Genomic DNA, 25,282 nt, shown 5'->3' with positions numbered 1-25,282 from the left:
GGAGTTTGTGAGGTTATTAGCGAAAGCGATAATTCGTGATCCGTTTGTTGTTTCAAAATTGTTAACAATTTTGTAAGATACGGGCGGATAGAACGACCCGGTGGATGATGGGCGATCAAGTACCCCAGACCGCCGGATACAAATAAAGAGGTCATGATGAGTACTGAAATCAAAACTCAGGTCGTGGTACTTGGGGCGGGCCCGGCAGGCTATTCTGCCGCTTTCCGTTGCGCTGATTTAGGTCTGGAAACCGTAATTGTAGAACGCTACAGCACCCTCGGTGGTGTTTGTCTGAACGTCGGCTGTATCCCTTCTAAAGCGCTGCTGCACGTAGCAAAAGTTATCGAAGAAGCCAAAGCGCTGGCTGAACACGGTATCGTCTTCGGTGAGCCGAAAACCGATATCGACAAGATTCGTACCTGGAAAGAGAAAGTGATCACGCAGCTGACCGGCGGTCTGGCGGGTATGGCCAAAGGCCGTAAGGTGAAAGTGGTCAACGGTCTGGGTAAATTCACCGGGGCGAACACCCTGGAAGTTGAAGGCGAAAACGGCAAAACCGTGATCAACTTCGACAACGCGATCATCGCGGCAGGTTCTCGTCCGATCCAATTACCGTTTATTCCGCATGAAGACCCGCGCGTATGGGATTCTACCGACGCTCTGGAACTGAAAGAAGTGCCAAAGCGTATGCTGGTCATGGGCGGCGGTATCATCGGTCTGGAAATGGGTACCGTATACCACGCGCTGGGTTCAGAGATTGACGTGGTTGAAATGTTCGATCAGGTTATCCCGGCGGCTGATAAAGACATCGTTAAAGTCTTCACCAAGCGCATCAGCAAGAAATTCAACCTGATGCTGGAAACCAAAGTGACTGCCGTTGAAGCGAAAGAAGACGGTATCTACGTTTCGATGGAAGGCAAAAAAGCCCCGGCTGAAGCGCAGCGTTATGATGCGGTTCTGGTGGCGATCGGTCGTGTACCGAACGGCAAAAACCTCGATGCGGGCAAAGCTGGCGTGGAAGTTGACGACCGTGGCTTCATCCGCGTTGACAAACAGCTGCGCACCAACGTGCCGCACATCTTTGCTATCGGCGATATCGTCGGTCAGCCGATGCTGGCGCATAAAGGTGTTCACGAAGGTCACGTTGCCGCTGAAGTTATCGCCGGTAAGAAACATTACTTCGATCCGAAAGTTATCCCTTCCATCGCGTACACTGAACCAGAAGTTGCATGGGTTGGCCTGACTGAGAAAGAAGCGAAAGAAAAAGGCATTAGCTACGAAACCGCCACCTTCCCGTGGGCTGCTTCGGGCCGTGCTATCGCTTCTGACTGCGCAGACGGTATGACCAAACTGATTTTCGACAAAGAATCTCACCGCGTGATCGGCGGGGCGATTGTCGGCACCAACGGCGGCGAGCTGCTGGGTGAAATCGGTCTGGCGATCGAAATGGGCTGTGACGCGGAAGACATCGCGCTGACCATTCATGCGCACCCGACTCTGCATGAGTCCGTGGGCCTGGCGGCGGAAATCTTCGAAGGTAGCATTACTGACCTGCCGAACCCGAAAGCGAAGAAGAAATAATCTTCTGTAGGTGGCAATGCGCCATTCGACACAGAAAAGCGGCTTTACAGCCGCTTTTTTTATGCATGGCAAATCAGATGTGTCAAATGATGGCGAAGGATAACGAAACCGCAAAATTTATCTTTTCCGCAGCAGTGCGCTTTTCAAACCTTATGCCGTCGGTAGTGCCTTTGTCAGTCATTTTCGACCAACTAATTGTTTCATAAGAAATACCTCTCCTTACTTTGTCATCACCCTGAAATTAGTAACGCTATAAAATAATAGCGAGCTAATTATGAGGTTTGATATATGAAACTTTTTCTGACAACAGCAGTGCTAACCGCGACGTTGATCTCCGGCATGGCATTTGCCAGCGATCCCGTCATCCCCTGGGCGACTAACAGCGGCGGTACGGAAAGTACGCATATTGCGGCAATGGGCGAGGATTTGAATGCGCAGCATCAGCAGATCACCCACACGCATGAAGGCGTATGGGCGGCCAATTCCGGCAGCATTCAGGCTGATGAAGCCGCGCTGACCAGCAACAAACCGCCGGTACAAGGCCACCCGGAATTAATGCCGCATCAGGGCTAATGATCATGGCCTGGCGATAACGCCAGGCGCTTACGGGTTATTCGGCGACCTGCCACTGCGCGTCTGGCGCAAAACGCGTGATAGCCTGAACTTTACTCTCCGTCTCTTTGCCTAAATCCGCCTGATAAATACGATCGTCCTGGTTGACCATAAAACTCATCACCCCGGTTTCGCCGTAATGCATCGGCCAGGCCAGAAGCGCCGCGCCGTGACCGTCGTTATCGCTGATAATACGGAAATGGTAGCCGTGGTAACCCTCATCTGGCGCTGCGGGGCTAAAGTTTGGGCCTAAGGGACTGGGGGCGTCGCCTGCTTTGGTTGGCCAGTACAGGCCATCTTTTTGGCCTTCGCTACTGATTATCCTGTGCGCCCAGCGATGGTTTTGTAAGTAATAGTCCTGCTGTGCATCAACGTAAGCATGCATAGCCTGTAAGGTAGAAAGTTCATTTCGCCCAATAGTACGGGTGAGGATCTCATTCCCGGCTGCCGCCATATCAAAGCGCCAGCCGCCAGCCTCTTTCACCATGGGCACCGGGAGCTGCCAGTCTTCTCGTCCGACATTCAGGTGCGCCGTATTGTCTTTTTGTACAATGCGATGGCCTTCGCGCCAGTCACGGTTGAAGCGGGCCACGGCCTCGGGATCGGCGCCTTCCGGCGGCAGAAATTGCCGCCAGTCATCGCCCAGTAGCGCGGTAAGCTGCGTTTCGTTTTTTCCGGCTACCGCCGCGGCGAAGGCGCTGGCGGCCGCTTCCGGGGAGGGGAACCGTTCCTGCGCGTAGCCCAGCAAGGGTAACGACAGTAACAGAGCGCTTAACATAACCTTTTTCATTATCTGCTCCGGTTAACGGCGATGAAATTCATGATGTTCAGAAAAATGTTCCCGCGCGGCGGCGTGTTGCTCGGTGTTTAAGTGGCTGCCGCGACGGCTTTCCAGGCCGCGTAGCTGTTGCGATTGCCATGACGGCGATCGACTGTCGTTCCCGCTAAACACATTGGCGTGCATATTCTGGCGAAATGCCTGACGCTGCTGTGGCGTAGAGGACGCGATCCGCTGATGCGCCGCGTTACGCTGTTGCTGCGATAAGGGATGCTGCTGCGTCTGGGATTTCAGCGTCGCGCTATGCTGCTGCGCCGTCTGTCGACGCGCGCTGTCATACTGATTGTCATAACCGCGATAATTATTACGCCGGGCTATCTGATTTAATTGTTGTGAGGCCGCTTTACGCTGGGCATCGCGGGTGCCTGGCGCTGGCAAAGAAGCGTTCGCCGTATGGCTGCGCTGTTGGAATTGCGTCATGGCCGCCTGGCGCTGACTGTCGCGAGACACTGGCGCTTGCTGCGTTGCGCTTAACCCGCCGCTAACATTGGTGGGATGGAACCGTTGCGCAACGGTATTATTCGGATAGGGGACGCCATTGCGCCAGGCGGGATTATGCTGCCAGCCCATCGTTTGGCCCGGCAGGTTTTGCCCGGATATCCGGTTGAAATTATTGACATTGATATTGATATTATCGCCATTGTGTTGATAACCGTTACCACCATGATGGTAATCATCATCATGATGGTCGTCGTCATGGTGGTGATGATCGTCGTCATCCCAGTCTATGCTGCTGAACAACGCATAGGTGGTGGCGACGCCCAGACTATAACCAAAACCTTTAACAAAACTATCGGCAAACTGCTGTCCCGGAGGGGGCGGTAAATACACCGGCGGATAAGCGGTATTGGGCCAGGCGCCATACACCGTCGCGGGGTTATAGTTCGGCACGTACACCACCTGCGGATTCGCGGGTTCAATTTTGATGACGGTCGACGGTGTCGCTGGCGTACTGGCGGATGTGGTGGTTGTCGTCGTGACGGCGCTAGAAGCGCTGGACTTCGGCACGCTGGTGACGGTTTGCTGCGGCGTTGATTTTAGCGAACCGGTTTGTTGAGCGAGCAGACGCAACCTTTGCACCGCATCCATCACATCCTGTGGCTGGGCTAAGAACGCATCGCCCAGGTTTTGCACCCATTGCGGATTCTCGCCCATAAGCGCCATCAACTGGGGAAAGGCGACCAGCGATTTGACGCTGGGATCCCACGGTTGGCTGGCCACCGCCTGAATAGCGGCATCGCCCTGCAGCGTGGGGTTATCTCGCGACCACTGGACGGCCTGAACCACGTTCGCCGGGTAGGTGGAGGCCATGAGCACCTGCGAAAGCAGGGCATCGGGATAAAGCGCGACAGGCGCGACCCATTGATCGATTTGCGCAGTGGTAAAGGTCGTTTTCGCGACAGGCGCGGGCACAGCGGTCTGCGTTGGCTCAGGGGCGGGAGCCGCCGCCTGCGCGGGCGCTTCGGGAGCGCGGCTTTTAACATACAGTACGCCCGAAGCGGCAAATAACCCGGCACTGCAGACAAGGGCAATGAGATGGGGTTTAAAGGGCAACGTCATTTTATCTCTCCCGATTCCAGAGAATCGCTATGGTCATTATGCCTGCCGCCGACGGGGTGCAGTTTCGCGTGAGTATAAAGGGACGATAGTTTAATTTTTAGCTAATGTTGGGATCGATAACGTTATGTGACGATCAAAGCACGAAATGAGGTAAGCATTTATGGCTGCAGCTCCCGTCTCAGTAGAGCATTAGACCATCCTTAACGATTCAGCCACTTTTTTATGTTGCTTTTTTGTAAACAGATTAACACTTAAAGAAAATCCTGTTATTGTGCCGTATGCGGTACCGGGCATTTACCCTACTAACTACTGTCTCACAGGAGCGTGAAGAGAATCGCCCATCAACAAAAGCGCCGCATTATGACAATGAGAGCGAGGAGATATCGTCGTGCTAGAAGAATACCGTAAGCACGTAGCTGAGCGTGCTGCCCAGGGGATTGTGCCAAAACCTTTAGACGCAACCCAAATGGCTGCGCTTGTCGAGCTGCTGAAGACCCCGCCTGTGGGCGAAGAAGAATTCCTGTTAGACCTGTTGATCAACCGCGTTCCTCCTGGCGTAGATGAAGCCGCTTATGTTAAAGCCGGTTTTCTCGCTGCTGTCGCGAAAGGCGACACCACCTCCCCGCTGGTCTCCCCAGAAAAAGCCATTGAACTGCTGGGCACTATGCAGGGTGGTTACAACATTCATCCGCTGATTGATGCGCTGGACGATGCGAAACTGGCGCCGATTGCGGCCAAAGCGCTGTCCCACACCCTGCTGATGTTCGATAACTTCTACGACGTAGAAGAGAAAGCCAAAGCGGGCAATGAATACGCCAAACAGGTGATGCAATCCTGGGCTGACGCCGAATGGTTCCTGAGCCGCCCGCCGCTGGCGGAAAAAATCACCGTCACTGTTTTCAAAGTGACCGGCGAAACGAATACCGACGATCTCTCTCCGGCGCCGGATGCGTGGTCGAGACCGGATATCCCGTTACATGCGCAGGCGATGCTGAAAAACGCCCGTGAAGGCATTGAGCCGGATCAGCCAGGCGTTGTTGGCCCGATCAAACAAATCGAAGCATTGCAGAAAAAAGGCTACCCGCTGGCCTACGTGGGTGACGTGGTGGGCACCGGTTCTTCCCGTAAATCCGCGACCAACTCCGTGCTGTGGTTCATGGGCGATGACATCCCGAACGTGCCGAACAAGCGCGGCGGCGGTCTGTGCCTCGGCGGCAAAATTGCGCCTATCTTCTTTAACACTATGGAAGATGCGGGCGCACTGCCGATTGAAGTTGACGTTTCTAACCTGAATATGGGCGATGTGATTGACGTCTACCCGTACAAAGGCGAAGTGCGCAATCATGAAACCGATGAACTGCTGGCAACCTTCGAACTGAAAACCGACGTGCTGATCGACGAAGTACGCGCCGGTGGCCGTATTCCACTGATTATCGGCCGTGGCCTGACCACCAAAGCGCGTGAAGCGCTGGGTCTGCCGCACTCTGATGTATTCCGTCAGGCAAAAGACGTGGCGGAAAGCAGCCGTGGCTTCTCGCTGGCGCAGAAAATGGTCGGTCGCGCCTGCGGCGTGAAAGGTATCCGTCCGGGCGCATACTGCGAACCGAAAATGACCTCCGTCGGTTCTCAGGATACTACTGGCCCGATGACCCGCGATGAGCTGAAAGACCTGGCCTGTCTGGGATTCTCCGCCGATCTGGTCATGCAGTCGTTCTGTCACACCGCAGCCTATCCGAAGCCGGTTGACGTCACCACGCACCACACGCTGCCGGACTTCATTATGAACCGTGGCGGTGTCTCTCTGCGTCCGGGCGACGGCGTTATCCACTCCTGGCTGAACCGTATGCTGCTGCCGGACACCGTGGGGACCGGCGGCGACTCCCATACCCGTTTCCCGATTGGTATCTCTTTCCCGGCGGGTTCTGGTCTGGTGGCGTTTGCCGCCGCGACCGGCGTGATGCCGCTGGATATGCCGGAATCGGTGCTGGTGCGCTTCAAAGGCAAAATGCAGCCGGGCATCACCCTGCGCGATCTGGTACACGCCATCCCGCTGTACGCCATCAAACAGGGCCTGCTGACCGTTGAGAAGAAAGGCAAGAAAAACATCTTCTCTGGCCGCATCCTGGAAATCGAAGGTCTGCCGGATCTGAAAGTTGAGCAGGCATTTGAGCTGACCGATGCGTCCGCCGAGCGTTCCGCGGCAGGCTGTACCATCAAGCTGAACAAAGAGCCGATCATTGAATACCTGACCTCCAACATCGTCCTGCTGAAGTGGATGATTGCCGAAGGCTACGGCGACCGTCGTACGCTGGAACGTCGTATCCAGGGCATGGAAAAATGGCTGGCGGACCCGCAGTTGCTGGAAGCCGATGCCGACGCAGAGTACGCGGCGGTGATCGACATCGATCTGGCGGATATCAAAGAGCCAATCCTGTGTGCGCCGAACGATCCGGACGACGCGCGTCTGCTGTCTGACGTGCAGGGCGAGAAGATCGACGAAGTGTTTATCGGCTCCTGCATGACCAACATCGGCCATTTCCGCGCGGCTGGTAAGCTGCTGGATAACCACAAAGGCCAGTTGCCAACCCGCCTGTGGGTAGCGCCACCAACCCGTATGGACGCCGCGCAGCTCACCGAAGAAGGTTACTACAGCGTGTTCGGTAAGAGTGGCGCGCGTATCGAAATTCCGGGGTGTTCCCTGTGTATGGGTAACCAGGCGCGTGTGGCCGACGGCGCGACGGTGGTCTCTACCTCTACCCGTAACTTCCCGAACCGTTTAGGTACCGGTGCGAACGTCTTCCTGGCTTCTGCGGAGCTGGCGGCGGTGGCGGCGCTGATCGGCAAACTGCCGACGCCGGAAGAGTACCAGACCTTTGTGGCGCAGGTAGATAAGACGGCGGTGGATACCTACCGTTACCTGAACTTCGACCAGCTCTCTCAGTACACTGAGAAAGCGGACGGCGTGATTTTCCAGACTGCGGTGTAATTTGCCTGACGGCGTCAGGCTTACCATGCCTACGCCTCTTATTGCCCGGTGGCGGCTACGCTTACCGGGCCTACAACACCCATCGCAACTGCGGTGGGTTTTTATTTTCATTCCGCCTGCTGTTCCCGCTTTTTTTCTTCTCCGCTGCTGCGATAATGACTGTAAGGGCTTTGCAGAGGAACACATTATGGATTACGAATTTCTGCGCGACGTTACCGGAGGGGTAAAAGTACGAATGTCGATGGGCCACGAGGTGGTCGGTCACTGGTTTAATGAAGAGGTTAAAGACAACCTATCGCTACTGGATGAAGTAGAACAAGCCGCGCGTACGGTCAAAGGCAGCGAACGCTCCTGGCAACGAGCAGGGCATGAATACACGATCTGGATGGATGGCGAAGAGGTGATGATTCGCGCCAATCAGCTGGATTTTTCCGGCGATGAGATGGAAGAGGGGATGAGTTATTACGATGAAGAGAGTTTATCCCTGTGCGGCATGGAGGATTTTCTACGGGTCGTCGCCGCGTATCGGGAATTCGTCAGTAAAGCCTGACCCTCTCTTCGTTATTGTCCCGTAACGCCAGTCGACGGACAGTTGGGGGCGGTAGTGGAAACGAAATCACCACACATTCCAGCCGGGAGTATCCCGGCTTTTTTATTGCAGAATGATTTTTTGATTTTTATTAATCATTTTAAAACTGTGATCTGACGCGTTTGTGATCTTAATTTGATTGAATATAATCGTTATGATTTTATTCAATCACAACAAGCAACAGGCGGTAAGACCATGAACATCAAAAAAGCAATAGAGCGCGTACCCGGCGGCATGATGGTCGTACCGCTCGTTATTGGCGCAGTCATTAACACCTTCGCTCCACAGGCGCTTGAGATCGGCGGTTTTACCACCGCCTTATTTAAAAACGGCGCGGCGCCGCTGATTGGCGCTTTTCTGCTGTGTATGGGAGCCGGTATCAGTGTGAAAGCCGCGCCCCAGGCGTTATTGCAGGGCGGGACGATTACGCTCACTAAGTTGCTTGTCGCCATCGGCATTGGCCTGGGCGTGGAGCATCTTTTCGGCGCGGAGGGTATTTTTGGCCTGAGCGGCGTGGCGATTATCGCGGCGATGAGCAATTCGAATGGCGGACTTTATGCTGCGTTGGTAGGCGAATTCGGCAATGAGCGCGACGTCGGCGCTATCTCTATTTTGTCTCTTAATGATGGCCCTTTCTTTACGATGATTGCGCTGGGCGCGGCAGGGATGGCGAACATTCCCATTATGGCGCTGGTGGCGGTGCTGGTTCCGCTGGTTGTCGGCATGATCCTCGGCAATCTTGATCCTCATATGCGCGATTTTTTGACCAAAGGCGGCCCGCTGCTCATTCCTTTCTTTGCTTTTGCGCTGGGGGCGGGCATCAACCTGGAAATGTTACTGCAAGGCGGACTTGCCGGAATTCTGCTCGGCGTGCTGACAACGTTTGTTGGCGGTTTCTTTAATATCCGCGCAGATCGTCTGGTTGGCGGAACTGGCATTGCCGGGGCGGCGGCCTCCAGCACCGCGGGTAATGCCGTTGCGACGCCGCTGGCTATTGCGCAGGCCGACCCTTCGCTCGCCGAGGTGGCCGCTGCTGCCGCTCCGCTGATTGCCGCCTCGGTGATCACCACGGCAATCCTGACGCCAGTGTTGACCTCCTGGGTTGCGAAAAAACAGGCGCGTCAGGCTTCTTTGGAGAAAAACGCATGAAAATGATAGTCATCGCCGACGATTTTACCGGATCGAATGATACCGGTGTCCAGTTGGCGAAGAAGGGGGCGAGAACGGAAGTCATGTTGAGCGCGTCGCAAAAACCGTCCCGCCGCGCCGATGTGTTAGTCATTAACACCGAAAGCCGGGCGATGCCCGCAGATCAGGCGGCATCTGCCGTTTATGCCGCGCTTTCCCCGTGGTGTGAGACATCGTCAGCGCCGCTGGTGTACAAAAAAATCGACTCTACATTTCGCGGCAATATCGGCGCCGAAGTGACGGCGGCCATGCGCGCCAGTCAGCGAAAACTGGCCGTTATCGCCGCCGCGATCCCTGCGGCCGGACGCACGACGCTTGAAGGAAAATGTCTGGTTAATGGCGTCCCGCTACTGGAAACCGAATTTGCCAGCGATCCGAAAACGCCCATTGTCTCTTCCCGCATTGCCGAGATAGTGGCGTTGCAAAGTGAGATCCCTGTGTATGAAGTCTTTTTGCAGGATGTCCGACGCGGCGGGTTAAGCGCCTTACTTACGGCTTATGCGGCTGAGGGCGAAGGGATTATCGTCGTGGATGCGGTGGAAGAGCGGGACCTGACGTTGATTGCGCAAGCGGCGTGCGAACAACCGTCGATGCCGCTGCTCGTCGGCGCAGCTGGTCTGGCGAATGCGTTGCCGGTTGAACTTTTTATGCAAGACCGGCAGCGGCTGCCGGTACTGGTGGTAGCCGGTTCGATGAGCGAAGCCACGCGACGTCAGGTGGATAATGCGCTGTGCCGGGGACGTGCGGAGGTCGTGGATATTGATGCCGCGCGCATGGTGTCGGATAGCGCGGAGCAGGAAATCGCGTCTGTCGTAGAGCAGGCCTGCACGCTGTTAAGTCAGCATCGACATACGATTTTACGCACCAGCCGTCGCGCAGAAGATCGACAGTTAATCGACGCGCTGTGCGAAAAATCCGCGATGAGCCGTCAGCAATTGGGCGAGCGACTGAGCCAGCGGCTTGGCGTCGTCACGTTAAACATTATTGAGCAGGCGCGGATTGGCGGGCTGTTTCTGACCGGCGGCGATATCGCTACCGCCGTCGCCGGCGCGCTTGGCGCTGAAGGTTATCGCATTCAGAGCGAGGTGGCGCCCTGTATTCCCTGTGGAACGTTTGTAAACAGCGAAATTGACGATCTGCCGGTCATTACCAAAGCGGGCGGATTCGGTTCAGACAGTACGTTGTGTGACGCGCTTTATTATATTGAGGAGATGTATTGTGGAGACTAAAACCGTTGCCATTACCATGGGCGATCCAGCGGGCATTGGGCCGGAAATTATTGTTAAAGCGCTAAGCGAAGACGGTCTCAACGGCGCGCCGCTGGTGGTTATTGGATGCCTCGCAACGTTGAAACGTTTACAGGCGAAGGGCATCACGCCGAACGTCGAGTTACGGGCCATTGAACGGGTCGCCGAAGCGCGTTTTGCGCCCGGCATCATTCATGTGATTGATGAGCCGCTGGCGCAGCCGGAGGCGCTGGAGGCCGGGAAAGTTCAGGCGCAGGCGGGGGATTTAGCGTATCGCTGCGTGAAGCGCGCCACCGAGTTAGCGCTACGGGGCGACGTACAGGCTATTGCTACCGCGCCGCTGAATAAAGAGGCGCTGCACCTGGCGGGGCACAACTATCCGGGCCATACCGAGCTGCTCGCGACCCTGACCCATAGCCGCGATTACGCGATGGTACTTTACACCGATAAACTAAAAGTGATTCACGTTTCAACGCATATCGCGCTGCGTAAATTCCTTGATACGTTAAGTACCACGCGTGTCGAAACGGTGATTGGTATTGCTGATACTTTCCTCAAGCGTGTGGGTTACGTTAAACCGCGTATCGCCGTGGCAGGCGTGAATCCTCATGCGGGCGAGAATGGCCTGTTTGGCGATGAAGAGACGCGTATCCTGACGCCAGCCATTACCGATGCCCGCGCAAAAGGTATGGACGTTTATGGGCCGTGCCCGCCGGATACTGTATTTCTCCAGGCTTATGAGGGGCAGTATGATATGGTGGTGGCGATGTATCATGACCAGGGGCATATCCCGTTGAAATTGCTTGGCTTTTATGATGGCGTGAATATCACCGCGGGGCTGCCGTTTATTCGGACCTCTGCCGATCATGGCACCGCATTTGATATCGCCTGGACGGGAAAAGCAAAATCTGAGAGCATGGCCGTATCGATCAAACTGGCAATGCAACTGGCATAATTCCCTGTTATGAAAGGACAACACCGTCTGGATCTCATTGTGGCGTATCTGAAAAACCATACGCTGGTTACGGTAGAACAGCTGGTTGAGGCGGTTGACGCATCACCAGCCACTATCCGTCGCGATTTGATCAAGCTGGATGAGCAGGGCGTGATCAGCCGTAGTCATGGCGGCGTGGCGCTGCGGCGTTTTGAACCCGCCCAGCCCACCACCAATGAAAAACAACTGCGATCGCCTGCTGAAAAACGGGCGATCGCACGCGTTGCCGCATCGCTGGTGAATGCTGGCGATGCCGTCGTGCTGGATGCCGGTACGACAATGATGGAGCTGGCGAAATGCTTAACCCATCTTCCGCTGCGGGTCATCACCGTCGATCTGCATATTGCGCTGTTTTTAGCTGAGTTCCGGCAAATTGAAGTGACGATTGTCGGCGGTCGTATCGATGACAGCAGTCAGTCCTGTATCGGTGAGCATGGGCGTAAGCTGTTGCGTAGCGTGTATCCGAACATCGCGTTTATGAGCTGTAATTCATGGGGGGTAAAAACGGGCGTGACGACCCCAACGGAAGATAAGGCCGGGCTTAAACAGGAGATTATTGCTAATGCGCAGCGCAAAGTGTTGCTGGCGGACAGCAGTAAGTATGGCGCGCATTCGCTCTTTAATGTGGTGCCGCTTGAGCGCTTTAATGATGTGATTACCGACGTCAATCTGCCGCCGTCAGCGCAGGTTGAACTGAAAGGGCGCGCTTTTGCGCTAACGCTGGTGCAGCCGGAGTGACAGCGCCGTCAGGCGCTGCCAGTGGTGAATCAGACCGCAGAAATATTGCGGCCGTAGTAAATCTCGCGCATCTCTTTCCACAACGCGGCGGTGATCTCCTGGCGTTCGGTTTCAGTGAGATCTTCCGGTTTGGTGTGAAACATGTAGTGCTTAAGATCGAACTCTTTAAGCAGCATCTTGGTATGGAAAATATTTTCCTGATACACGTTTACATCCACCATGTCATACAGCGACTTCATATCTTCCGACATAAAATTCTGAATAGAATTAATCTCATGATCGATAAAGTGCTTCATACCGTTGACGTCGCGCGTAAAGCCGCGCACGCGGTAATCGATGGTGACAATATCGGACTCTAGCTGGTGGATCAGGTAATTGAGCGCTTTTAGCGGTGAAATCACCCCGCAGGTTGACACTTCGATGTCGGCGCGAAAGGTACAAAGCCCGCCTTCCGGATGGCTTTCCGGATAGGTATGCACGCAGATATGGCTCTTATCGAGGTGCGCCACCACGGTTTCCGGCAGCGGGCCGGGATGTTCGGTTTGATCGATAAGTTTCGGGTCGATCGGCTCTTCGCTCACCAGAATCGTGACGCTGGCGCCCTGGGGTTCATAATCCTGACGGGCGATGTTCAGGATGTTCGCGCCGATAATGGAGCAGGTCTCCGACAGGATCTCGGTCAGTCGGTTGGCGTTATAGAGTTCATCGATATAGGCGATATAGCCATCGCGCTCTTCTGCGGTTTTGGCGTAGCAGATATCGTAAATACAAAAACTCAGGCTTTTCGTCAGATTGTTAAAGCCATGCAGTTTCAGCTTTTTCAATTTTTATCACCTCCTTAACGTCACTGTGCGGACAGTGCGTCATGTAGATATTGCGGTAGCGCAAATGCAGCGGCATGAATAGCCGGGTTGTAATAGCGACATCTGAGGCCGGCGGCATGAAAACGCGCCTGAATAATTTCGCTCGACAGGTGACGAAGAGCGTCGTTGTCCGTCGCCCAGGCGAAGGTCATAATGCCGCCGTAATAGGTCGGAATCGCCGCCTGGTAGAAGCCGACATCGCTGAAGTAATGACTCAGCTTGCGGTGGCTGTCGAGCGCTTCATCCTGTTGCAGGAAGCACACGCCGTTCTGGGCGACAAAAATGCCGCCCGGATTCAGGCAACGCTTACAGCCTTCATAAAAGGCGGAGGTAAACAGGCTTTCGCCGGGGCCTATCGGATCGGTACAGTCGGAAATGATCACATCAAAGGTCTGATGGGTCTGATTGACGAAATTCACGCCGTCGTCGATCACCAGCGTAAAGCGCGGATCGTCGTAGCTGCCGGCATTGTGGTTGGGTAAATACTGGCGGCAAAACGAGACTACGCCAGCGTCGATCTCCACCATGGTGATGGTTTCGACGTTTTTATGCCGGGTAACTTCACGTAGCATTGCGCCGTCGCCGCCGCCGATAATCAGAACGTGTTTCGCATGACCGTGCGCCAGCAGCGGGACGTGGGTCATCATTTCATGATAAATAAACTCGTCGCGTTCGGTGGTCTGTACCACGCCGTCCAGCGCCATCACGCGGCCAAAAGCGGCGTTTTCAAAGATGATTAAATCCTGGTGATCGGTTTTTTCATGATACAGAACGTTGTCTACGGCAAAGTATTGACCAAACTGGTCGTGTAGCGTTTCATGCCACATCGTATTTTCGGCCATTGGCTGATACCTCCATTGTTAACACCCGTAAAAAAAGGGCGCAACATCATAGCTAACAATGACCGTGGATGCACGGTCATTATTTCAGCAATAGGATCGCGGAGGATTATTTAACGTAGGCTAACAGGCTCAGAGAATCGCGGGCCAGAGCTTTGCATTTTTTAGCGACCGGAATACCGATGCCGCTAAGATCGCGGTAGCTGTCTTCGCCCAACGATTTCATATCGAAGGTGTCGTAGTTACTCAGGTCCCACTGATTTTGCTGGGCAAAAAAGACCAGCGCACGGCGAATCTGACTGTTGGGTAAATTTTGGTAACCACAGTCATTTTTCAGAAAAACGAAAACCGCCGTTAAATCGGCCATATCTTCAGCTTCGGATTCAGTAAGCGCATAGCTATTTGCGCATAAGGCCATCAGGCTGCCAAACAACACGGGTCTGAAAAACGTCTTCATTGCTTCTACCACGGCATCAGGGAAAGTCAACGTTAGCATACTGAGAACGTAGCGACGACTTTTATTATCAGGATTGGTCGCGGCGTTTTCATTCTTATTGTATTGCTGTCAGGAATGGTAAAGACGTGTTGCTGGCTTGACCTTCCCGTTAGGGCAGGGTCTAAGCTTAGACACCCGCCTGTTCATTATAAGGAAATGATTATGTTACGCCGTGATTTCTTAAAATATTCAGTGGCGCTGGGGGTTGCATCAGCGCTGCCGCTGTGGAGCCGCGCCGCTTTTGCTGCCGAACGTCCCGCGTTGCCTATTCCTGACCTGTTAACGGCAGATGCGAGCAACCGTATGCAGTTAATTGTTAAAGCCGGACAGTCTACATTCGCCGGTAAGAACGCGACAACCTGGGGCTACAACGGTAATTTGCTGGGGCCAGCGGTACAGCTTCACAAAGGAAAAAGTGTGACCGTTGATATCCATAACCAACTGGCCGAAGACACGACGCTTCACTGGCATGGTCTGGAGATTCCGGGCATCGTCGACGGCGGCCCGCAGGGGATTATTCCCGCAGGCGGAACCCGCACGGTGACGTTTACGCCGGAGCAACGCGCCGCGACCTGCTGGATTCATCCGCACAAACACGGCAAAACCGGGCGCCAGGTGGCGATGGGCCTTGCCGGGCTGGTGCTGATTGAAGATGACGAGATTCGCAAATTGCGCCTGCCGAAACAGTGGGGCATCGACGATGTGCCGGTGATCATTCAGGACAAACGCTTCTCCGCCGATGGCCAGATTGATTATCAACTGGATATTATGACCGCCGCCGTCGGCTGGTTTGGCGATACGCTGCTGACCAATGGCGCTATCTATCCGCAGCATTCCGCGCCGAAAGGCTGGCTACGTCTGCGCTTGCTAAATGGCTGTAATGCGCGTTCGCTGAATATCGCCGCCAGCGATAATCGCCCGCTTTATGTGATCGCCAGCGACGGCGGCCTGCTGGCGGAGCCGGTGAAAGTCACCGAACTGCCGTTATTAATGGGCGAGCGTTTTGAAGTGCTGGTGGATATCAGCGACGGGAAAGCCTTTGATCTGGTGACCCTGCCGGTCAGCCAGATGGGAATGGCGATCGCTCCGTTTGATAAACCGCATCCGGTGATGCGTATCCAGCCGCTGCGGATTACCGCCTCCGGTACGCTGCCGGATACGTTGACGACGATGCCGGCGCTGCCGTCGCTGGAAGGGCTGACGGTGCGCAACCTGAAACTGTCGATGGACCCGCGCCTTGATATGATGGGGATGCAAATGCTGATGAAGAAATATGGCGCTCAGGCGATGAGCGGCATGGATCATGACAGCATGAACGCGCATATGCAGGGCGGCAATATGGGGCATGGCGAGATGGATCATGGCAACATGGATCACAGCGGGATGAATCATGGCGCGATGGGCAATATGAATCACGGCGGAAAATTCGACTTCCATAACGCTAACTTTATCAACGGCCAGGTCTTCGATATGAACAAACCGATGTTCGCGGCGCAAAAAGGCCGACATGAACGTTGGGTGATTTCCGGCGTGGGCGACATGATGCTGCATCCTTTCCATATTCACGGCACGCAGTTCCGTATTCTGTCAGAGAACGGCAAAGCGCCAGCGGCGCACAGAACGGGCTGGAAGGATACGGTACGCGTTGAGGGCGGTATCAGCGAAGTGCTGGTCAAGTTCGATCACGACGCGCCGAAGGAACATGCCTATATGGCGCACTGTCATCTGTTAGAACATGAAGATACGGGAATGATGTTAGGATTTACGGTCTAATCGATGTCTGTGACGCAGGCCGGGTAAGGCGAAGCCGCCACCCGGCACAATGCCCGGCATACGCCGGGCATTAATGGTTATTTCGCGTCGTCAGGCAAAGCATAGGCCACGATATAGTCGCCCATCTTCGTACCAAACGAACCGTGGCCTCCGGCAGAAACGACCACGTACTGCTTACCGTTTACCTCATAGGTCATCGGCGTTGCCTGGCCTCCGGCGGGTAAACGTCCCTGCCACAGTTTTTCTCCGTTGCTCATGTTATAAGCGCGCAGGTAGTTGTCGGCGGTCGCGGCGATAAACAGCACGTTACCGGCGGTTGAGATTGGCCCGCCGAGCATGGGCATCCCCATGTTGAACGGCACCGGAACCGGCATCGGGAACGGCATACTGTCGCGCGGCGTCCCTATACGTTTCTTCCACACGATTTCATTGGTCTTCAGATCCAACGCGGAAATATAGCCCCAGGCCGGTTGTTTACACGGCAGGCCAAACGGCGAAAGGAACGGATTCAGCGTGACGCCGAACGGTACGCCGTACTGTGGCTGAATACCTGCTTCTGTACCAGTACCTTTCGCGTCTTTCGGCGGCTCCATTGGATTACCCGGGCCGCGTGGGATCAGCTTCGAGACAAACGGCAGCGCCATCGGGTTAGCGATAGCGACCTGACGGTCTGGATCGACGGAAATACCGCCCCATTCAAACATCCCCAGGTTGCCAGGGAATACCAATGTCCCCTGCTCGGACGGCGGGGTGAAGATACCTTCATAGCGCAACTGGTGGAACATAACGCGGCACACCAGTTGGTCGAACATGGTCGCGCCCCACATATCCGCGCCGGAGAGATCTTTTTTCGGGCGGAAGGTTAAATCAGAGAACGGCTGAGTTTTGGCGACGTAATCGCCTTTTGCCGCGCCCTGCGGGACCGGTTTTTCCGGGGCGGGCACGACCAGCTCGCCATTACGTCTGTCGAGCACAAAGATATTACCGGTTTTCGCTGGCGCATAGATAACCGGAACGGTAGTACCGTCAACGGTAATATCTGCCAGCGTCGGCTGTGCCGGCAGGTCCATATCCCACAGATCGTGATGGACGGTCTGATAACTCCAGGCCAGTTTCCCGGTGGTGGCATTCAGCGCCAGGATGGAGCTGGCATAACGTTCCTGCTCCGGCGTGCGGTTACCGCCCCAGATATCCGGCGTGGTCACGCCCATCGGCAGATAGACCAGATCCAGTTTCGCATCATAGGCGGCAGGCGCCCAGGAGTTCGGCGAGTTAAAGGTAAAAGAGTGCTCATCGGCTGGAATCGCGTTCGGATCTTTCGCCCCTGGATCGAAGGCCCACAGTAGTTTACCGGTATTAACATCAAAACCACGGATAACGCCGGACGTTTCGCGGGTAGAGAAGTTATCCGTGACCGAACCGGCAATGACAATCGTTTTATCGGTGATAATCGGCGGCGACGTCGGTTCATACAGTCCCGGCGTGGTGTCCGGCATATTGGTTTGCAGATTCAGGACGCCTTTGTTGGCGAAGGTTTCACACAGCTTGCCGGTTTCGGCATTCACCGCGAAAAGGCGACCGTCATTGACCGGGAGGATAATGCGGCGCGGACAGTCGGCGATGACCTCCGGCGAGGCGGTATCCGCTTTGGCCTCATGATAAGAGACGCCGCGGCAGGTCACATGCTGGAAAGACGAATCGGTCTTCAACTGAGGATCAAAATGCCACTTCTCTTTACCGCTGGCGGCGTCCAGCGCGAACAGACGCTGGTGAGCTGTACACAGATAAAGCGTATCGCCGACTTTAATCGGGGTCACTTCGTTGGTGATTTCGCCCGGATCGTTGGGTTGTTTCAGATCGCCGGTGCGGAAGACCCACGCTTCTTTCAGTTGGTGAACGTTATCCGCAGTGATCTGTTTCAGCGGCGAATAGCGTTGGCCTTCCTGATTACGTCCATAGGCCGGCCAGTCTTCGTCGGCGATCGACGAGCTTGTTGCGGCGGGCGTGGCGTCGGCGCGAAGCGTACCGTTGATCTCCTGCGGGTCGTTGAAGCCAGCCCAGGTCAGAATGCCGCCGCTAATCAGCAGCGCCACGACCAGTGCCGCTACTGCGCCGCTGGAAGGAACCACCAGCCGATGCCAGACAAACGGCAATATTAGCCAGATGCCGAAAAACACCAGGATATCGCTACGCGGCGTGAGCGCCCAGAAGTCGAACCCGACTTCCCACACGCCCCAAATCATTGTCGCCAGCAGCAGGGCGGCATACAGCCACAGCGCGGCACGTTTACTGCGCCATAGCAATCCGGCCACAACCAGCATCACGAGGCCCGCGATGGGGTAGTACCAGGAACCGCCAATAGCAACCAGCCAGACACCTCCGATAAGAAGATACAGCCCACAAAGTGCTGCAAAGAGGGCCGTCAGCGTCACGAGTAATCGTGGCGATCGTGCGTTATTTTCTGCCATAAAAAGACACCATCCCAAATTGTTAATTTTTTAGTAGCAATTAAGTATAGGAATTAACATGTGTGATCGTCATCACAAAATGAGCTTTCTTATCAAATGCCGCGAATGAATACGTTTGCTGTTATACTGCGTGCCTTGCGCGTCAATGCGGCGTTATTAGTCACCGGCATTGAGTGATTTGTTTTTAAATCATATGGTTATAAATATGAAACATACTGTTGAAGTCATGATCCCCGAAGCGGAGATCAAAGCACGTATTGCCGAGCTGGGTCGTCAGATTACCGAACGTTATAAAGACAGCGGCAGTGAAATGGTGCTGGTAGGTCTGTTGCGTGGCTCATTTATGTTTATGGCGGACCTGTGCCGTGAAGTTCAGGTTCCTCATGAAGTCGATTTTATGACCGCCTCCAGCTATGGTAGCGGCATGTCCACCACCCGCGACGTGAAAATCCTCAAAGATCTGGATGAGGATATTCGCGGTAAAGACGTGCTGATTGTCGAAGACATTATTGATTCCGGTAATACGCTGTCGAAGGTCCGTGAAATCCTGGGCCTGCGCGAGCCGAAATCGCTGGCGATTTGTACGCTGCTGGATAAACCGTCTCGCCGCGAAGTGGACGTGCCGGTTGAGTTCGTTGGCTTTTCGATTCCGGACGAATTTGTAGTCGGTTACGGTATCGACTACGCCCAGCGTTATCGCCATCTACCGTATGTTGGTAAAGTGGTGCTGCTGGACGAGTAAGCGCAGAAATGCCGGATGGCGTCGCTAAAGCGACTTATCCGGCCTATAGCTAATGGCTTATTGGTGGGGAATGTATTTCAGACTTAGGGCGGAGATACCCTTATGATAGCCGTTCTCCAGCGTTTTTTTGTTGGTGGCGGTGACGTCAAGATCGCGCAGCAGGCCATCATTGATACTGTACGCCCAGCCGTGAATGGTCACATTCTGCCCGCGTTTCCACGCTGACTGCATAATGGTGGAATGCCCCAGGTTATAGACCTGCTCCATGACGTTCAATTCATAGAGCGCGTCCAGACGTTGCTCTTCAGGCATTTTTCCCAACAGCGAGCTATGTTTAAGCCAGATGTCGCGAATATGCAGCAGCCAGTTATTAATCAAGCCCAGCTCAGGGTTTTCTACCGCAGCCTTGATACCGCCGCAACCGGAGTGGCCGCAAATGATAATATGCTCAACTTCCAGAACATCTACCGCATACTGAACCACGGAGAGACAGTTCAGATCGGTGTGAATAACCAGGTTAGCCACATTACGGTGAACAAACAATTCGCCCGGTTCAAGCCCGGTTAAACGCTCTGCGGGAACGCGGCTGTCGGAACATCCAATCCATAGAAAGCGCGGTTTTTGCGCTTGCGCCAGTTTCTCAAAAAATCCGGGGTCCTCTTCCACCAGCATTTTTGACCATAGTGCATTGTTGCTGATGAGTGTATCTATGTCTTTCATGGAAGTTAACGACCTGTAACCAAATAAGTGCGTTGGGCTAATATAGGGCAACTCCGTAGTTATTTAAACCATATATAAAGTGTAAGAACGTAAAGTAAGTGAGAATTTATGACCATTGCGCTGGAACTTCAACAACTTAAAAAAACCTATCCCGGCGGCGTTCAGGCGCTGCGCGGCATAGATTTGCAGGTCGAAGCGGGGGATTTTTACGCGCTTCTGGGGCCAAATGGAGCAGGGAAATCGACCACCATCGGTATTATCAGCTCATTGGTTAATAAAACGTCCGGGCGCGTTAACGTTTTTGGTTACGACCTGGAAAAAGACGTGGTTAACGCCAAGCGACAGCTTGGACTGGTGCCACAGGAGTTTAACTTTAACCCGTTTGAAACGGTGCAACAGATCGTAGTGAATCAGGCCGGTTATTACGGCGTGGAACATAAAGAGGCGGTTTTACGTAGCGAAAAGTATTTAAAACAGCTCGATCTGTGGGAAAAACGTAGTGAACGCGCGCGGATGCTGTCCGGTGGGATGAAACGCCGCCTGATGATCGCCCGCGCATTGATGCATGAACCTAAACTATTGATTCTCGACGAGCCGACGGCGGGCGTCGATATCGAATTGCGTCGCTCGATGTGGGGATTCCTGAAAGACTTAAACGCCAAAGGCACCACGATTATTCTCACCACCCACTATCTGGAAGAGGCGGAAATGCTGTGCCGCAATATCGGTATTATTCAGCACGGCGAGCTGGTGGAAAATACCTCCATGAAAAATCTGCTTTCAAAGCTGAAATCGGAGACGTTTATTCTGGATTTAGCGCCAAAAAGCCCGCTGCCTAAGCTTGCGGGTTATCAATATCGTCTGGTGGATACCTCGACTCTGGAGGTGGAAGTGTTACGCGAGCAGGGAGTTAACAGCGTTTTTAGCCAACTGAGCGAGCAGGGGGTTCAGGTATTAAGTATGCGTAATAAAGCCAACCGTCTGGAAGAACTGTTTGTGTCTCTGGTGCATGAAAAACAAGGAGATCGCGCATGATGCAGCTTTACTGGGTTGCCCTTAAAAGCATCTGGGCGAAAGAGATCCACCGCTTTATGCGGATCTGGGTGCAAACTCTGGTGCCGCCTGTCATCACGATGACGCTCTATTTTATTATTTTCGGTAACCTGATCGGTTCGCGCATTGGCGAAATGCATGGTTTTAGTTATATGCAATTTATTGTGCCGGGCCTGATTATGATGGCGGTTATTACTAACTCCTACGCGAATGTCGCGTCGTCATTTTTTAGCGCCAAGTTTCAGCGCAATATTGAGGAACTGCTGGTCGCGCCGGTACCAACGCACGTGATCATCGCCGGATTTGTCGGCGGCGGCGTAGCGCGCGGGCTGTGCGTGGGGATTCTGGTGACGGCGATTTCGCTCTTTTTCGTGCCTTTCCAGGTGCATTCCTGGGTATTTGTCGCGCTAACGCTGATTCTGACCGCGATTCTGTTCTCGTTGGCCGGACTGCTGAACGCCGTGTTTGCGAAAACCTTTGACGATATCAGCCTGATCCCGACCTTTGTGCTGACGCCGCTAACCTACCTCGGCGGGGTATTTTACTCGCTGACGCTGCTGCCGCCGTTCTGGCAAGGGTTGTCGCACCTGAACCCGATCGTCTACATGATCAGCGGCTTCCGCTACGGCTTCCTGGGTATCCATGATGTGCCGCTGGTCACCACATTTGGCGTACTGGTGATCTTTATCGCCGCTTTCTACCTGCTGTGCTGGTCGCTGATCCAGCGTGGGCGCGGTTTGCGTAGCTGATACGATTCTCCTCTTCTCCAGGAGGGAGGAGGAGACTTTTGACGGCTGTCATCATTCCTGATTGGTAACCCTGATAAACTACTTGACTGCTAAGGAGGTAGGCTATGTTAGGTTGGGTGATTACCTGCCATGACGATCGCGCACAGGATATGCTTGATCGCCTGGAGAGAAAAAATGGTCCGTTGGCGCAATGCCGGGCGGTCAATTTTTGGCGCGGCCTGAGCTCAAACATGCTGAGCCGTATGATGTGTGATGCCCTCCATGCCACCGACTCCGGTGAAGGCGTGATATTTTTAACCGACATTTCCGGCGCGGCGCCTTATCGTGTAGCGTCGCTGATGAGCCATAAACATTCTCAATGTGAAGTTATTTCAGGTGTCAGCTATTCATTGATAGAGGAAATGCTTCCTTTGCGAGAGTCGATGAGCAGTTCAGCATTTCGCGACCAGATTGTCGCGCTTGGCGCACCGGATGTCACCAGTCTCTGGCATCAGCAGCAGAAAAATCCGCCTTTTGTATTGCTGCATGATTTGTATGAGTTTTGATCAATACCATTGACGACGCTTTTGCTACAATAACGGCGTTCTTTCGCCTCGGTTATGATATATGGTTATGCGCGTTGTCCTTATCTTGCTGTTCTTTTTCTCCGGTAATGTGTTGGCTGCCTTGCCCGCTCGTTATATGCAAACGACGAAAGACGCCGCCATCTGGTCGCAGATTGGCGATAAAATGGTGACCGTAGGGAATATCCGCGCCGGACAAATTCTTTCCGTAACGCCTGTTGCGGCTGATTATTATGCCTTTAAATTTGGCTTCGGTGTGGCGTTTATCGATAAAGGCCATCTGGAATCCGTGCAGGGAAAACAAAAAGTGGAAGATGGGCTGGGCGATCTTAACAAGCCGCTCAGCAATCAGAATCTGGTGACCTGGAAGGACACGCCGGTGTATAACGCGCCGGACATCAGTAGCGCCCCGTTTGGCGTATTAGTGGATAATTTGCGTTACCCCATTATTAGCAAGCTGAAAGGCAGGCTACATCAAACCTGGTATCAGATTCGTATTGGCGACAGGCTGGCTTATGTCAGCGCCATGGATGCGCAGGAAGACAACGGCATTCCGATTTTGACCTATCATCACATCTTACGTGATGAAGAGAATACCCGTTTTCGCCATACGTCCACCACGACTTCGGTTCGGGCATTCAGCAATCAAATGACCTGGCTTCGCGATCGCGGCTATGCCACGTTGACGATGTACCAACTGGAGGATTACATCCATAACCGCGCTAATTTCCCGGCGCGCGCGGTGGCTATCACCTTTGACGATGGCCTTAAATCGGTGAGTCGCTATGCGTATCCGGTATTAAAGCAGTACGATATGAAAGCGACGGCATTTATTATCTCATCGCGTATTAAGCGCCATCCGCAAAAATGGAATCCCATGTCGCTGCAATTTATGAGCGTGTCCGAATTGCGCAAGATAAGCGATGTTTTTGATTTTCAGTCACATACCCACTTTTTACATCGGGTGGACGGGCATCGTCGTCCGATTTTATATAGCCGAAGCTACCATAATATTTTGTTTGATTTTGAACGCTCGCGGCGGGCGCTCGCACAGTTTACTCCGCACGTATTTTATCTTTCTTATCCCTTTGGCGGCTATAACGCGACCGCGATCAAAGCAGCAAAAGACGCCGGTTTCCATCTGGCGGTCACCACGGTGAGAGGGAAGGTGAAGCCGGGAGATAATCCGATGCTGCTCAAAAGGCTGTATATTCTGCGCACGGATTCGCTGGAAACGATGTCGCGGCTGATCAGCAACCAGCCGCAGGGGTAAGGACTATCAGGCAACCTGGACCGGAATGGCTTTCGCGGTACGCTTCATTTCGTTGTCGCCTTCAAAATAGGCCACTTTCGGCCGCCATGTACGCGCTTCTTCATCAGACATGGTGACGAAGCTGGCAATAATCACAATGTCGCCAACCTCAGCGCAGTGCGCCGCCGCGCCGTTCACCGAGATGATTCTGGAGCCGCGTTCAGCCGCAATCGCATAGGTTGAGAAACGTTTCCCATTGGTCACGTTCCAGATATCAATCGCTTCGTTTTCCAGAATACCGGAGGCATCGAGGAAATCCTGGTCAATGGCACAGGAACCTTCGTAGTGCAGGTCCGCCTGCGTGACTTTTACGCGGTGGAGCTTGCCTTGCAGCATGGTGCGAATCATAACATCTATACCCTGTCGTTTATCTTGACTAAGCAGGCGCTTGTGGCCTGCTTTGGAAATTCTCAGGCAGTATTGCCCGATTTTTAACCCCTGTCTACTGGGCTAATGTAACGCTTTGATTATCGATCAGACGCGCCTGACCCAGCCAGGCGGCGGCCAGAATCACTGCGCGTTTGCTGGTTTCCGTCAGCTCCTGCAGCGTGTCGGCATCACGGATTTGAATGTCGTCGGCACGGAAGCCTTTTTCATTCAATTCCTGTTCGGCAATGGCAATAATCTCTTGCAGCTCACGATTACCCGCAATCAGTTTTTCAGCGATGCTATTCATCACGTTGTGTAGACCTGGCGCAATTTTGCGCTGCTCTGCGGTCAGATAACTGTTACGTGAGCTGAGCGCCAGACCGTCTTTGGCGCGAATAATCGGCACGCCGACGATCTCAATGTCATAACTCATATCCGCCACCATTTTGCGGATCAGCGCCAGTTGCTGGAAATCCTTCTCGCCAAAGCAGGCGATATCCGGCTGGATCAGGTTGAACAGCTTGCTGACGATGGTCGAGACGCCGCGGAAATGACCTGGACGGCTGGCGCCTTCCAGCATGGTGGAGAGGCCGGGAACATCAACGTACGTATGGCCTTCCAGCCCCTGCGGGTAAATTTCCTCAACGGCTGGCGCAAAGACATAATCGACTTTGCGCTTGTTCAGCTTTTCACAGTCTTCCTGCAGCGTGCGCGGATAACGCACCAGATCGTCCGGCCGGTCAAACTGCATCGGATTGACGAAAATGCTGACGAACACCACATCAGCCCGGGCTTTTGCCTCATCGACCAGCTTCATATGACCGTCGTGCAGATTGCCCATGGTGGGAACCAGTGCGACGCGTTTGCCTTCCTGACGCAGACGACGAATATGCTGGCGCAGCAGCGGCAGGGTTTCAATGATTAGCACAACAAGACTCCTTGAGTTGCTTGATGATCCTGCCCGATGGCGCTGCGCTTATCAGGCCTACATCCGTTGAGGAT

The 25,282-nt window shown here is 54.0% G+C and carries 23 protein-coding genes; 14 read left to right on the top strand and 9 right to left on the bottom strand.

The features are described from left to right. The first annotated feature begins 156 nt into the window (after positions 1 to 156). The gene (lpdA, locus tag ACLD3P_RS11885) at positions 157 to 1,581 is read left to right on the top strand and encodes a dihydrolipoyl dehydrogenase (protein WP_001529952.1); all 1,425 of its coding nucleotides are present in this window, start codon (positions 157 to 159) and stop codon (positions 1,579 to 1,581) included. 288 nt (positions 1,582 to 1,869) lie between these two features. Continuing rightward, on the top strand, positions 1,870 to 2,154 hold the full coding sequence (locus ACLD3P_RS11880) for a hypothetical protein (RefSeq protein ID WP_000765368.1): 285 nt from the start codon (positions 1,870 to 1,872) through the stop codon (positions 2,152 to 2,154). Positions 2,155 to 2,191: 37 nt separating this feature from the next. Here the strand turns inward: ACLD3P_RS11880 and ACLD3P_RS11875 are convergent, their stop codons facing one another. Further along, entirely contained in the window at positions 2,192 to 2,983 is a 792-nt protein-coding gene (locus ACLD3P_RS11875) for a DUF2950 family protein (RefSeq protein ID WP_000757447.1), read from the bottom strand. Between the two features lie 12 nt (positions 2,984 to 2,995). After that, positions 2,996 to 4,591, bottom strand: coding sequence for a DUF3300 domain-containing protein (locus tag ACLD3P_RS11870; RefSeq protein ID WP_000174511.1), 1,596 nt, complete (start codon positions 4,589 to 4,591; stop codon positions 2,996 to 2,998). A gap of 388 nt (positions 4,592 to 4,979) precedes the next feature. On the opposite strand from ACLD3P_RS11870, the gene acnB reads away from it, so the two are divergent. The 6 genes from acnB (at position 4,980) to ACLD3P_RS11840 (ending at position 12,333) form a co-directional block, all read left to right on the top strand. After that, entirely contained in the window at positions 4,980 to 7,577 is a 2,598-nt protein-coding gene (acnB, locus tag ACLD3P_RS11865) for a bifunctional aconitate hydratase 2/2-methylisocitrate dehydratase (protein WP_000888949.1), read from the top strand. 187 nt (positions 7,578 to 7,764) lie between these two features. After that, the gene (gene yacL / locus ACLD3P_RS11860; RefSeq protein ID WP_000384308.1) at positions 7,765 to 8,127 is read left to right on the top strand and encodes a protein YacL; all 363 of its coding nucleotides are present in this window, start codon (positions 7,765 to 7,767) and stop codon (positions 8,125 to 8,127) included. A gap of 234 nt (positions 8,128 to 8,361) precedes the next feature. After that, on the top strand, positions 8,362 to 9,315 hold the full coding sequence (locus tag ACLD3P_RS11855) for a 2-keto-3-deoxygluconate permease 1 (RefSeq protein WP_001022089.1): 954 nt from the start codon (positions 8,362 to 8,364) through the stop codon (positions 9,313 to 9,315). Continuing rightward, positions 9,312 to 10,583 carry a four-carbon acid sugar kinase family protein gene (dtnK, locus tag ACLD3P_RS11850; protein ID WP_411006444.1) on the top strand — a complete coding sequence of 424 codons (1,272 nt, stop codon included), beginning with the start codon at positions 9,312 to 9,314 and terminating at the stop codon, positions 10,581 to 10,583. Before ACLD3P_RS11855 ends, dtnK begins: the two co-directional genes overlap by 4 nt. Next, positions 10,573 to 11,556: a D-threonate 4-phosphate dehydrogenase gene (locus ACLD3P_RS11845; protein WP_000448749.1), complete on the top strand. Its 984-nt coding sequence runs from the start codon at positions 10,573 to 10,575 to the stop codon at positions 11,554 to 11,556. Before dtnK ends, ACLD3P_RS11845 begins: the two co-directional genes overlap by 11 nt. A 9-nt stretch (positions 11,557 to 11,565) precedes the next feature. Next, positions 11,566 to 12,333 carry a DeoR/GlpR family DNA-binding transcription regulator gene (locus ACLD3P_RS11840; RefSeq protein WP_000678254.1) on the top strand — a complete coding sequence of 256 codons (768 nt, stop codon included), beginning with the start codon at positions 11,566 to 11,568 and terminating at the stop codon, positions 12,331 to 12,333. Between the two features lie 29 nt (positions 12,334 to 12,362). Here ACLD3P_RS11840 and speD read toward each other — a convergent pair whose 3' ends face one another. From speD to ACLD3P_RS11825, 3 genes are all read right to left on the bottom strand, one after another. Further along, positions 12,363 to 13,157 carry an adenosylmethionine decarboxylase gene (gene speD, locus ACLD3P_RS11835; RefSeq protein WP_000734276.1) on the bottom strand — a complete coding sequence of 265 codons (795 nt, stop codon included), beginning with the start codon at positions 13,155 to 13,157 and terminating at the stop codon, positions 12,363 to 12,365. A 20-nt stretch (positions 13,158 to 13,177) separates the two neighbouring features. Beyond that, on the bottom strand, positions 13,178 to 14,038 hold the full coding sequence (speE, locus tag ACLD3P_RS11830) for a polyamine aminopropyltransferase (protein WP_079841608.1): 861 nt from the start codon (positions 14,036 to 14,038) through the stop codon (positions 13,178 to 13,180). 106 nt (positions 14,039 to 14,144) lie between these two features. Next, complete coding sequence (locus ACLD3P_RS11825; RefSeq protein WP_000846613.1) at positions 14,145 to 14,492, bottom strand: YacC family pilotin-like protein; 348 nt, start codon at positions 14,490 to 14,492, stop codon at positions 14,145 to 14,147. Between the two features lie 201 nt (positions 14,493 to 14,693). Here ACLD3P_RS11825 and cueO point away from each other — a divergent pair, with 201 nt between their 5' ends. Next, positions 14,694 to 16,304, top strand: coding sequence for a multicopper oxidase CueO (gene cueO, locus ACLD3P_RS11820; RefSeq protein ID WP_000946047.1), 1,611 nt, complete (start codon positions 14,694 to 14,696; stop codon positions 16,302 to 16,304). A 77-nt stretch (positions 16,305 to 16,381) separates the two neighbouring features. Here cueO and ACLD3P_RS11815 read toward each other — a convergent pair whose 3' ends face one another. Continuing rightward, positions 16,382 to 18,772: a glucose/quinate/shikimate family membrane-bound PQQ-dependent dehydrogenase gene (locus ACLD3P_RS11815; protein WP_023138984.1), complete on the bottom strand. Its 2,391-nt coding sequence runs from the start codon at positions 18,770 to 18,772 to the stop codon at positions 16,382 to 16,384. Positions 18,773 to 18,977: 205 nt separating this feature from the next. On the opposite strand from ACLD3P_RS11815, the gene hpt reads away from it, so the two are divergent. Beyond that, positions 18,978 to 19,514 (top strand): hypoxanthine phosphoribosyltransferase, encoded by a 537-nt coding sequence (hpt, locus tag ACLD3P_RS11810; protein ID WP_000683342.1) that lies wholly within the window; start codon positions 18,978 to 18,980, stop codon positions 19,512 to 19,514. Positions 19,515 to 19,571: 57 nt separating this feature from the next. Here the strand turns inward: hpt and can are convergent, their stop codons facing one another. Further along, a complete protein-coding gene (gene can, locus ACLD3P_RS11805) occupies positions 19,572 to 20,234 on the bottom strand; it encodes a carbonate dehydratase (RefSeq protein WP_000651590.1) in 663 nt (220 codons plus the stop codon). 108 nt (positions 20,235 to 20,342) lie between these two features. Here can and ACLD3P_RS11800 point away from each other — a divergent pair, with 108 nt between their 5' ends. From ACLD3P_RS11800 to ACLD3P_RS11785, 4 genes are all read left to right on the top strand, one after another. Next, a complete protein-coding gene (locus ACLD3P_RS11800; RefSeq protein WP_001523220.1) occupies positions 20,343 to 21,269 on the top strand; it encodes an ABC transporter ATP-binding protein in 927 nt (308 codons plus the stop codon). Beyond that, entirely contained in the window at positions 21,266 to 22,036 is a 771-nt protein-coding gene (locus tag ACLD3P_RS11795) for an ABC transporter permease (RefSeq protein ID WP_000983418.1), read from the top strand. The genes ACLD3P_RS11800 and ACLD3P_RS11795 overlap by 4 nt, the downstream gene beginning before the upstream one ends. Positions 22,037 to 22,140: 104 nt before the next feature. Then, positions 22,141 to 22,581, top strand: a complete 441-nt coding sequence (locus ACLD3P_RS11790) for a PTS sugar transporter subunit IIA (RefSeq protein ID WP_000901967.1) — start codon at positions 22,141 to 22,143, stop codon at positions 22,579 to 22,581. A gap of 61 nt (positions 22,582 to 22,642) precedes the next feature. Continuing rightward, the gene (locus tag ACLD3P_RS11785) at positions 22,643 to 23,872 is read left to right on the top strand and encodes a polysaccharide deacetylase family protein (protein ID WP_078057562.1); all 1,230 of its coding nucleotides are present in this window, start codon (positions 22,643 to 22,645) and stop codon (positions 23,870 to 23,872) included. Between the two features lie 6 nt (positions 23,873 to 23,878). Here the strand turns inward: ACLD3P_RS11785 and panD are convergent, their stop codons facing one another. Both panD and panC read right to left on the bottom strand, forming a co-directional pair. Further along, entirely contained in the window at positions 23,879 to 24,259 is a 381-nt protein-coding gene (gene panD, locus ACLD3P_RS11780; RefSeq protein ID WP_000621526.1) for an aspartate 1-decarboxylase, read from the bottom strand. Positions 24,260 to 24,353: 94 nt separating this feature from the next. Then, the gene (gene panC, locus ACLD3P_RS11775; RefSeq protein WP_134945021.1) at positions 24,354 to 25,208 is read right to left on the bottom strand and encodes a pantoate--beta-alanine ligase; all 855 of its coding nucleotides are present in this window, start codon (positions 25,206 to 25,208) and stop codon (positions 24,354 to 24,356) included. Between the last annotated feature and the right edge of the window lie 74 nt (positions 25,209 to 25,282).

It is taken from the genome of Salmonella sp. 741265073_HBA, assembly GCF_046569105.1.
GTDB lineage: Bacteria > Pseudomonadota > Gammaproteobacteria > Enterobacterales > Enterobacteriaceae > Salmonella > Salmonella enterica.
This window is presented reverse-complemented; position numbering and strand designations above follow the sequence as displayed.

What these genes read in the sequence shown, in the direction of transcription:
- lpdA (WP_001529952.1), top strand. Translation starts at nt 157, where the DNA reads ATGAGTACTGAAATCAAAACTCAGGTCGTGGTACTTGGGGCGGGCCCG.
- ACLD3P_RS11880 (WP_000765368.1), top strand. Translation starts at nt 1,870, where the DNA reads ATGAAACTTTTTCTGACAACAGCAGTGCTAACCGCGACGTTGATCTCC.
- ACLD3P_RS11875 (WP_000757447.1), bottom strand. Translation starts at nt 2,983, where the DNA reads ATGAAAAAGGTTATGTTAAGCGCTCTGTTACTGTCGTTACCCTTGCTG.
- ACLD3P_RS11870 (WP_000174511.1), bottom strand. Translation starts at nt 4,591, where the DNA reads ATGACGTTGCCCTTTAAACCCCATCTCATTGCCCTTGTCTGCAGTGCC.
- yacL (WP_000384308.1), top strand. Translation starts at nt 7,765, where the DNA reads ATGGATTACGAATTTCTGCGCGACGTTACCGGAGGGGTAAAAGTACGA.
- ACLD3P_RS11855 (WP_001022089.1), top strand. Translation starts at nt 8,362, where the DNA reads ATGAACATCAAAAAAGCAATAGAGCGCGTACCCGGCGGCATGATGGTC.
- dtnK (WP_411006444.1), top strand. Translation starts at nt 9,312, where the DNA reads ATGAAAATGATAGTCATCGCCGACGATTTTACCGGATCGAATGATACC.
- ACLD3P_RS11840 (WP_000678254.1), top strand. Translation starts at nt 11,566, where the DNA reads ATGAAAGGACAACACCGTCTGGATCTCATTGTGGCGTATCTGAAAAAC.
- speE (WP_079841608.1), bottom strand. Translation starts at nt 14,038, where the DNA reads ATGGCCGAAAATACGATGTGGCATGAAACGCTACACGACCAGTTTGGT.
- ACLD3P_RS11825 (WP_000846613.1), bottom strand. Translation starts at nt 14,492, where the DNA reads ATGAAGACGTTTTTCAGACCCGTGTTGTTTGGCAGCCTGATGGCCTTA.
- cueO (WP_000946047.1), top strand. Translation starts at nt 14,694, where the DNA reads ATGTTACGCCGTGATTTCTTAAAATATTCAGTGGCGCTGGGGGTTGCA.
- ACLD3P_RS11815 (WP_023138984.1), bottom strand. Translation starts at nt 18,772, where the DNA reads ATGGCAGAAAATAACGCACGATCGCCACGATTACTCGTGACGCTGACG.
- hpt (WP_000683342.1), top strand. Translation starts at nt 18,978, where the DNA reads ATGAAACATACTGTTGAAGTCATGATCCCCGAAGCGGAGATCAAAGCA.
- can (WP_000651590.1), bottom strand. Translation starts at nt 20,234, where the DNA reads ATGAAAGACATAGATACACTCATCAGCAACAATGCACTATGGTCAAAA.
- ACLD3P_RS11800 (WP_001523220.1), top strand. Translation starts at nt 20,343, where the DNA reads ATGACCATTGCGCTGGAACTTCAACAACTTAAAAAAACCTATCCCGGC.
- ACLD3P_RS11795 (WP_000983418.1), top strand. Translation starts at nt 21,266, where the DNA reads ATGATGCAGCTTTACTGGGTTGCCCTTAAAAGCATCTGGGCGAAAGAG.
- ACLD3P_RS11790 (WP_000901967.1), top strand. Translation starts at nt 22,141, where the DNA reads ATGTTAGGTTGGGTGATTACCTGCCATGACGATCGCGCACAGGATATG.
- ACLD3P_RS11785 (WP_078057562.1), top strand. Translation starts at nt 22,643, where the DNA reads ATGGTTATGCGCGTTGTCCTTATCTTGCTGTTCTTTTTCTCCGGTAAT.
- panD (WP_000621526.1), bottom strand. Translation starts at nt 24,259, where the DNA reads ATGATTCGCACCATGCTGCAAGGCAAGCTCCACCGCGTAAAAGTCACG.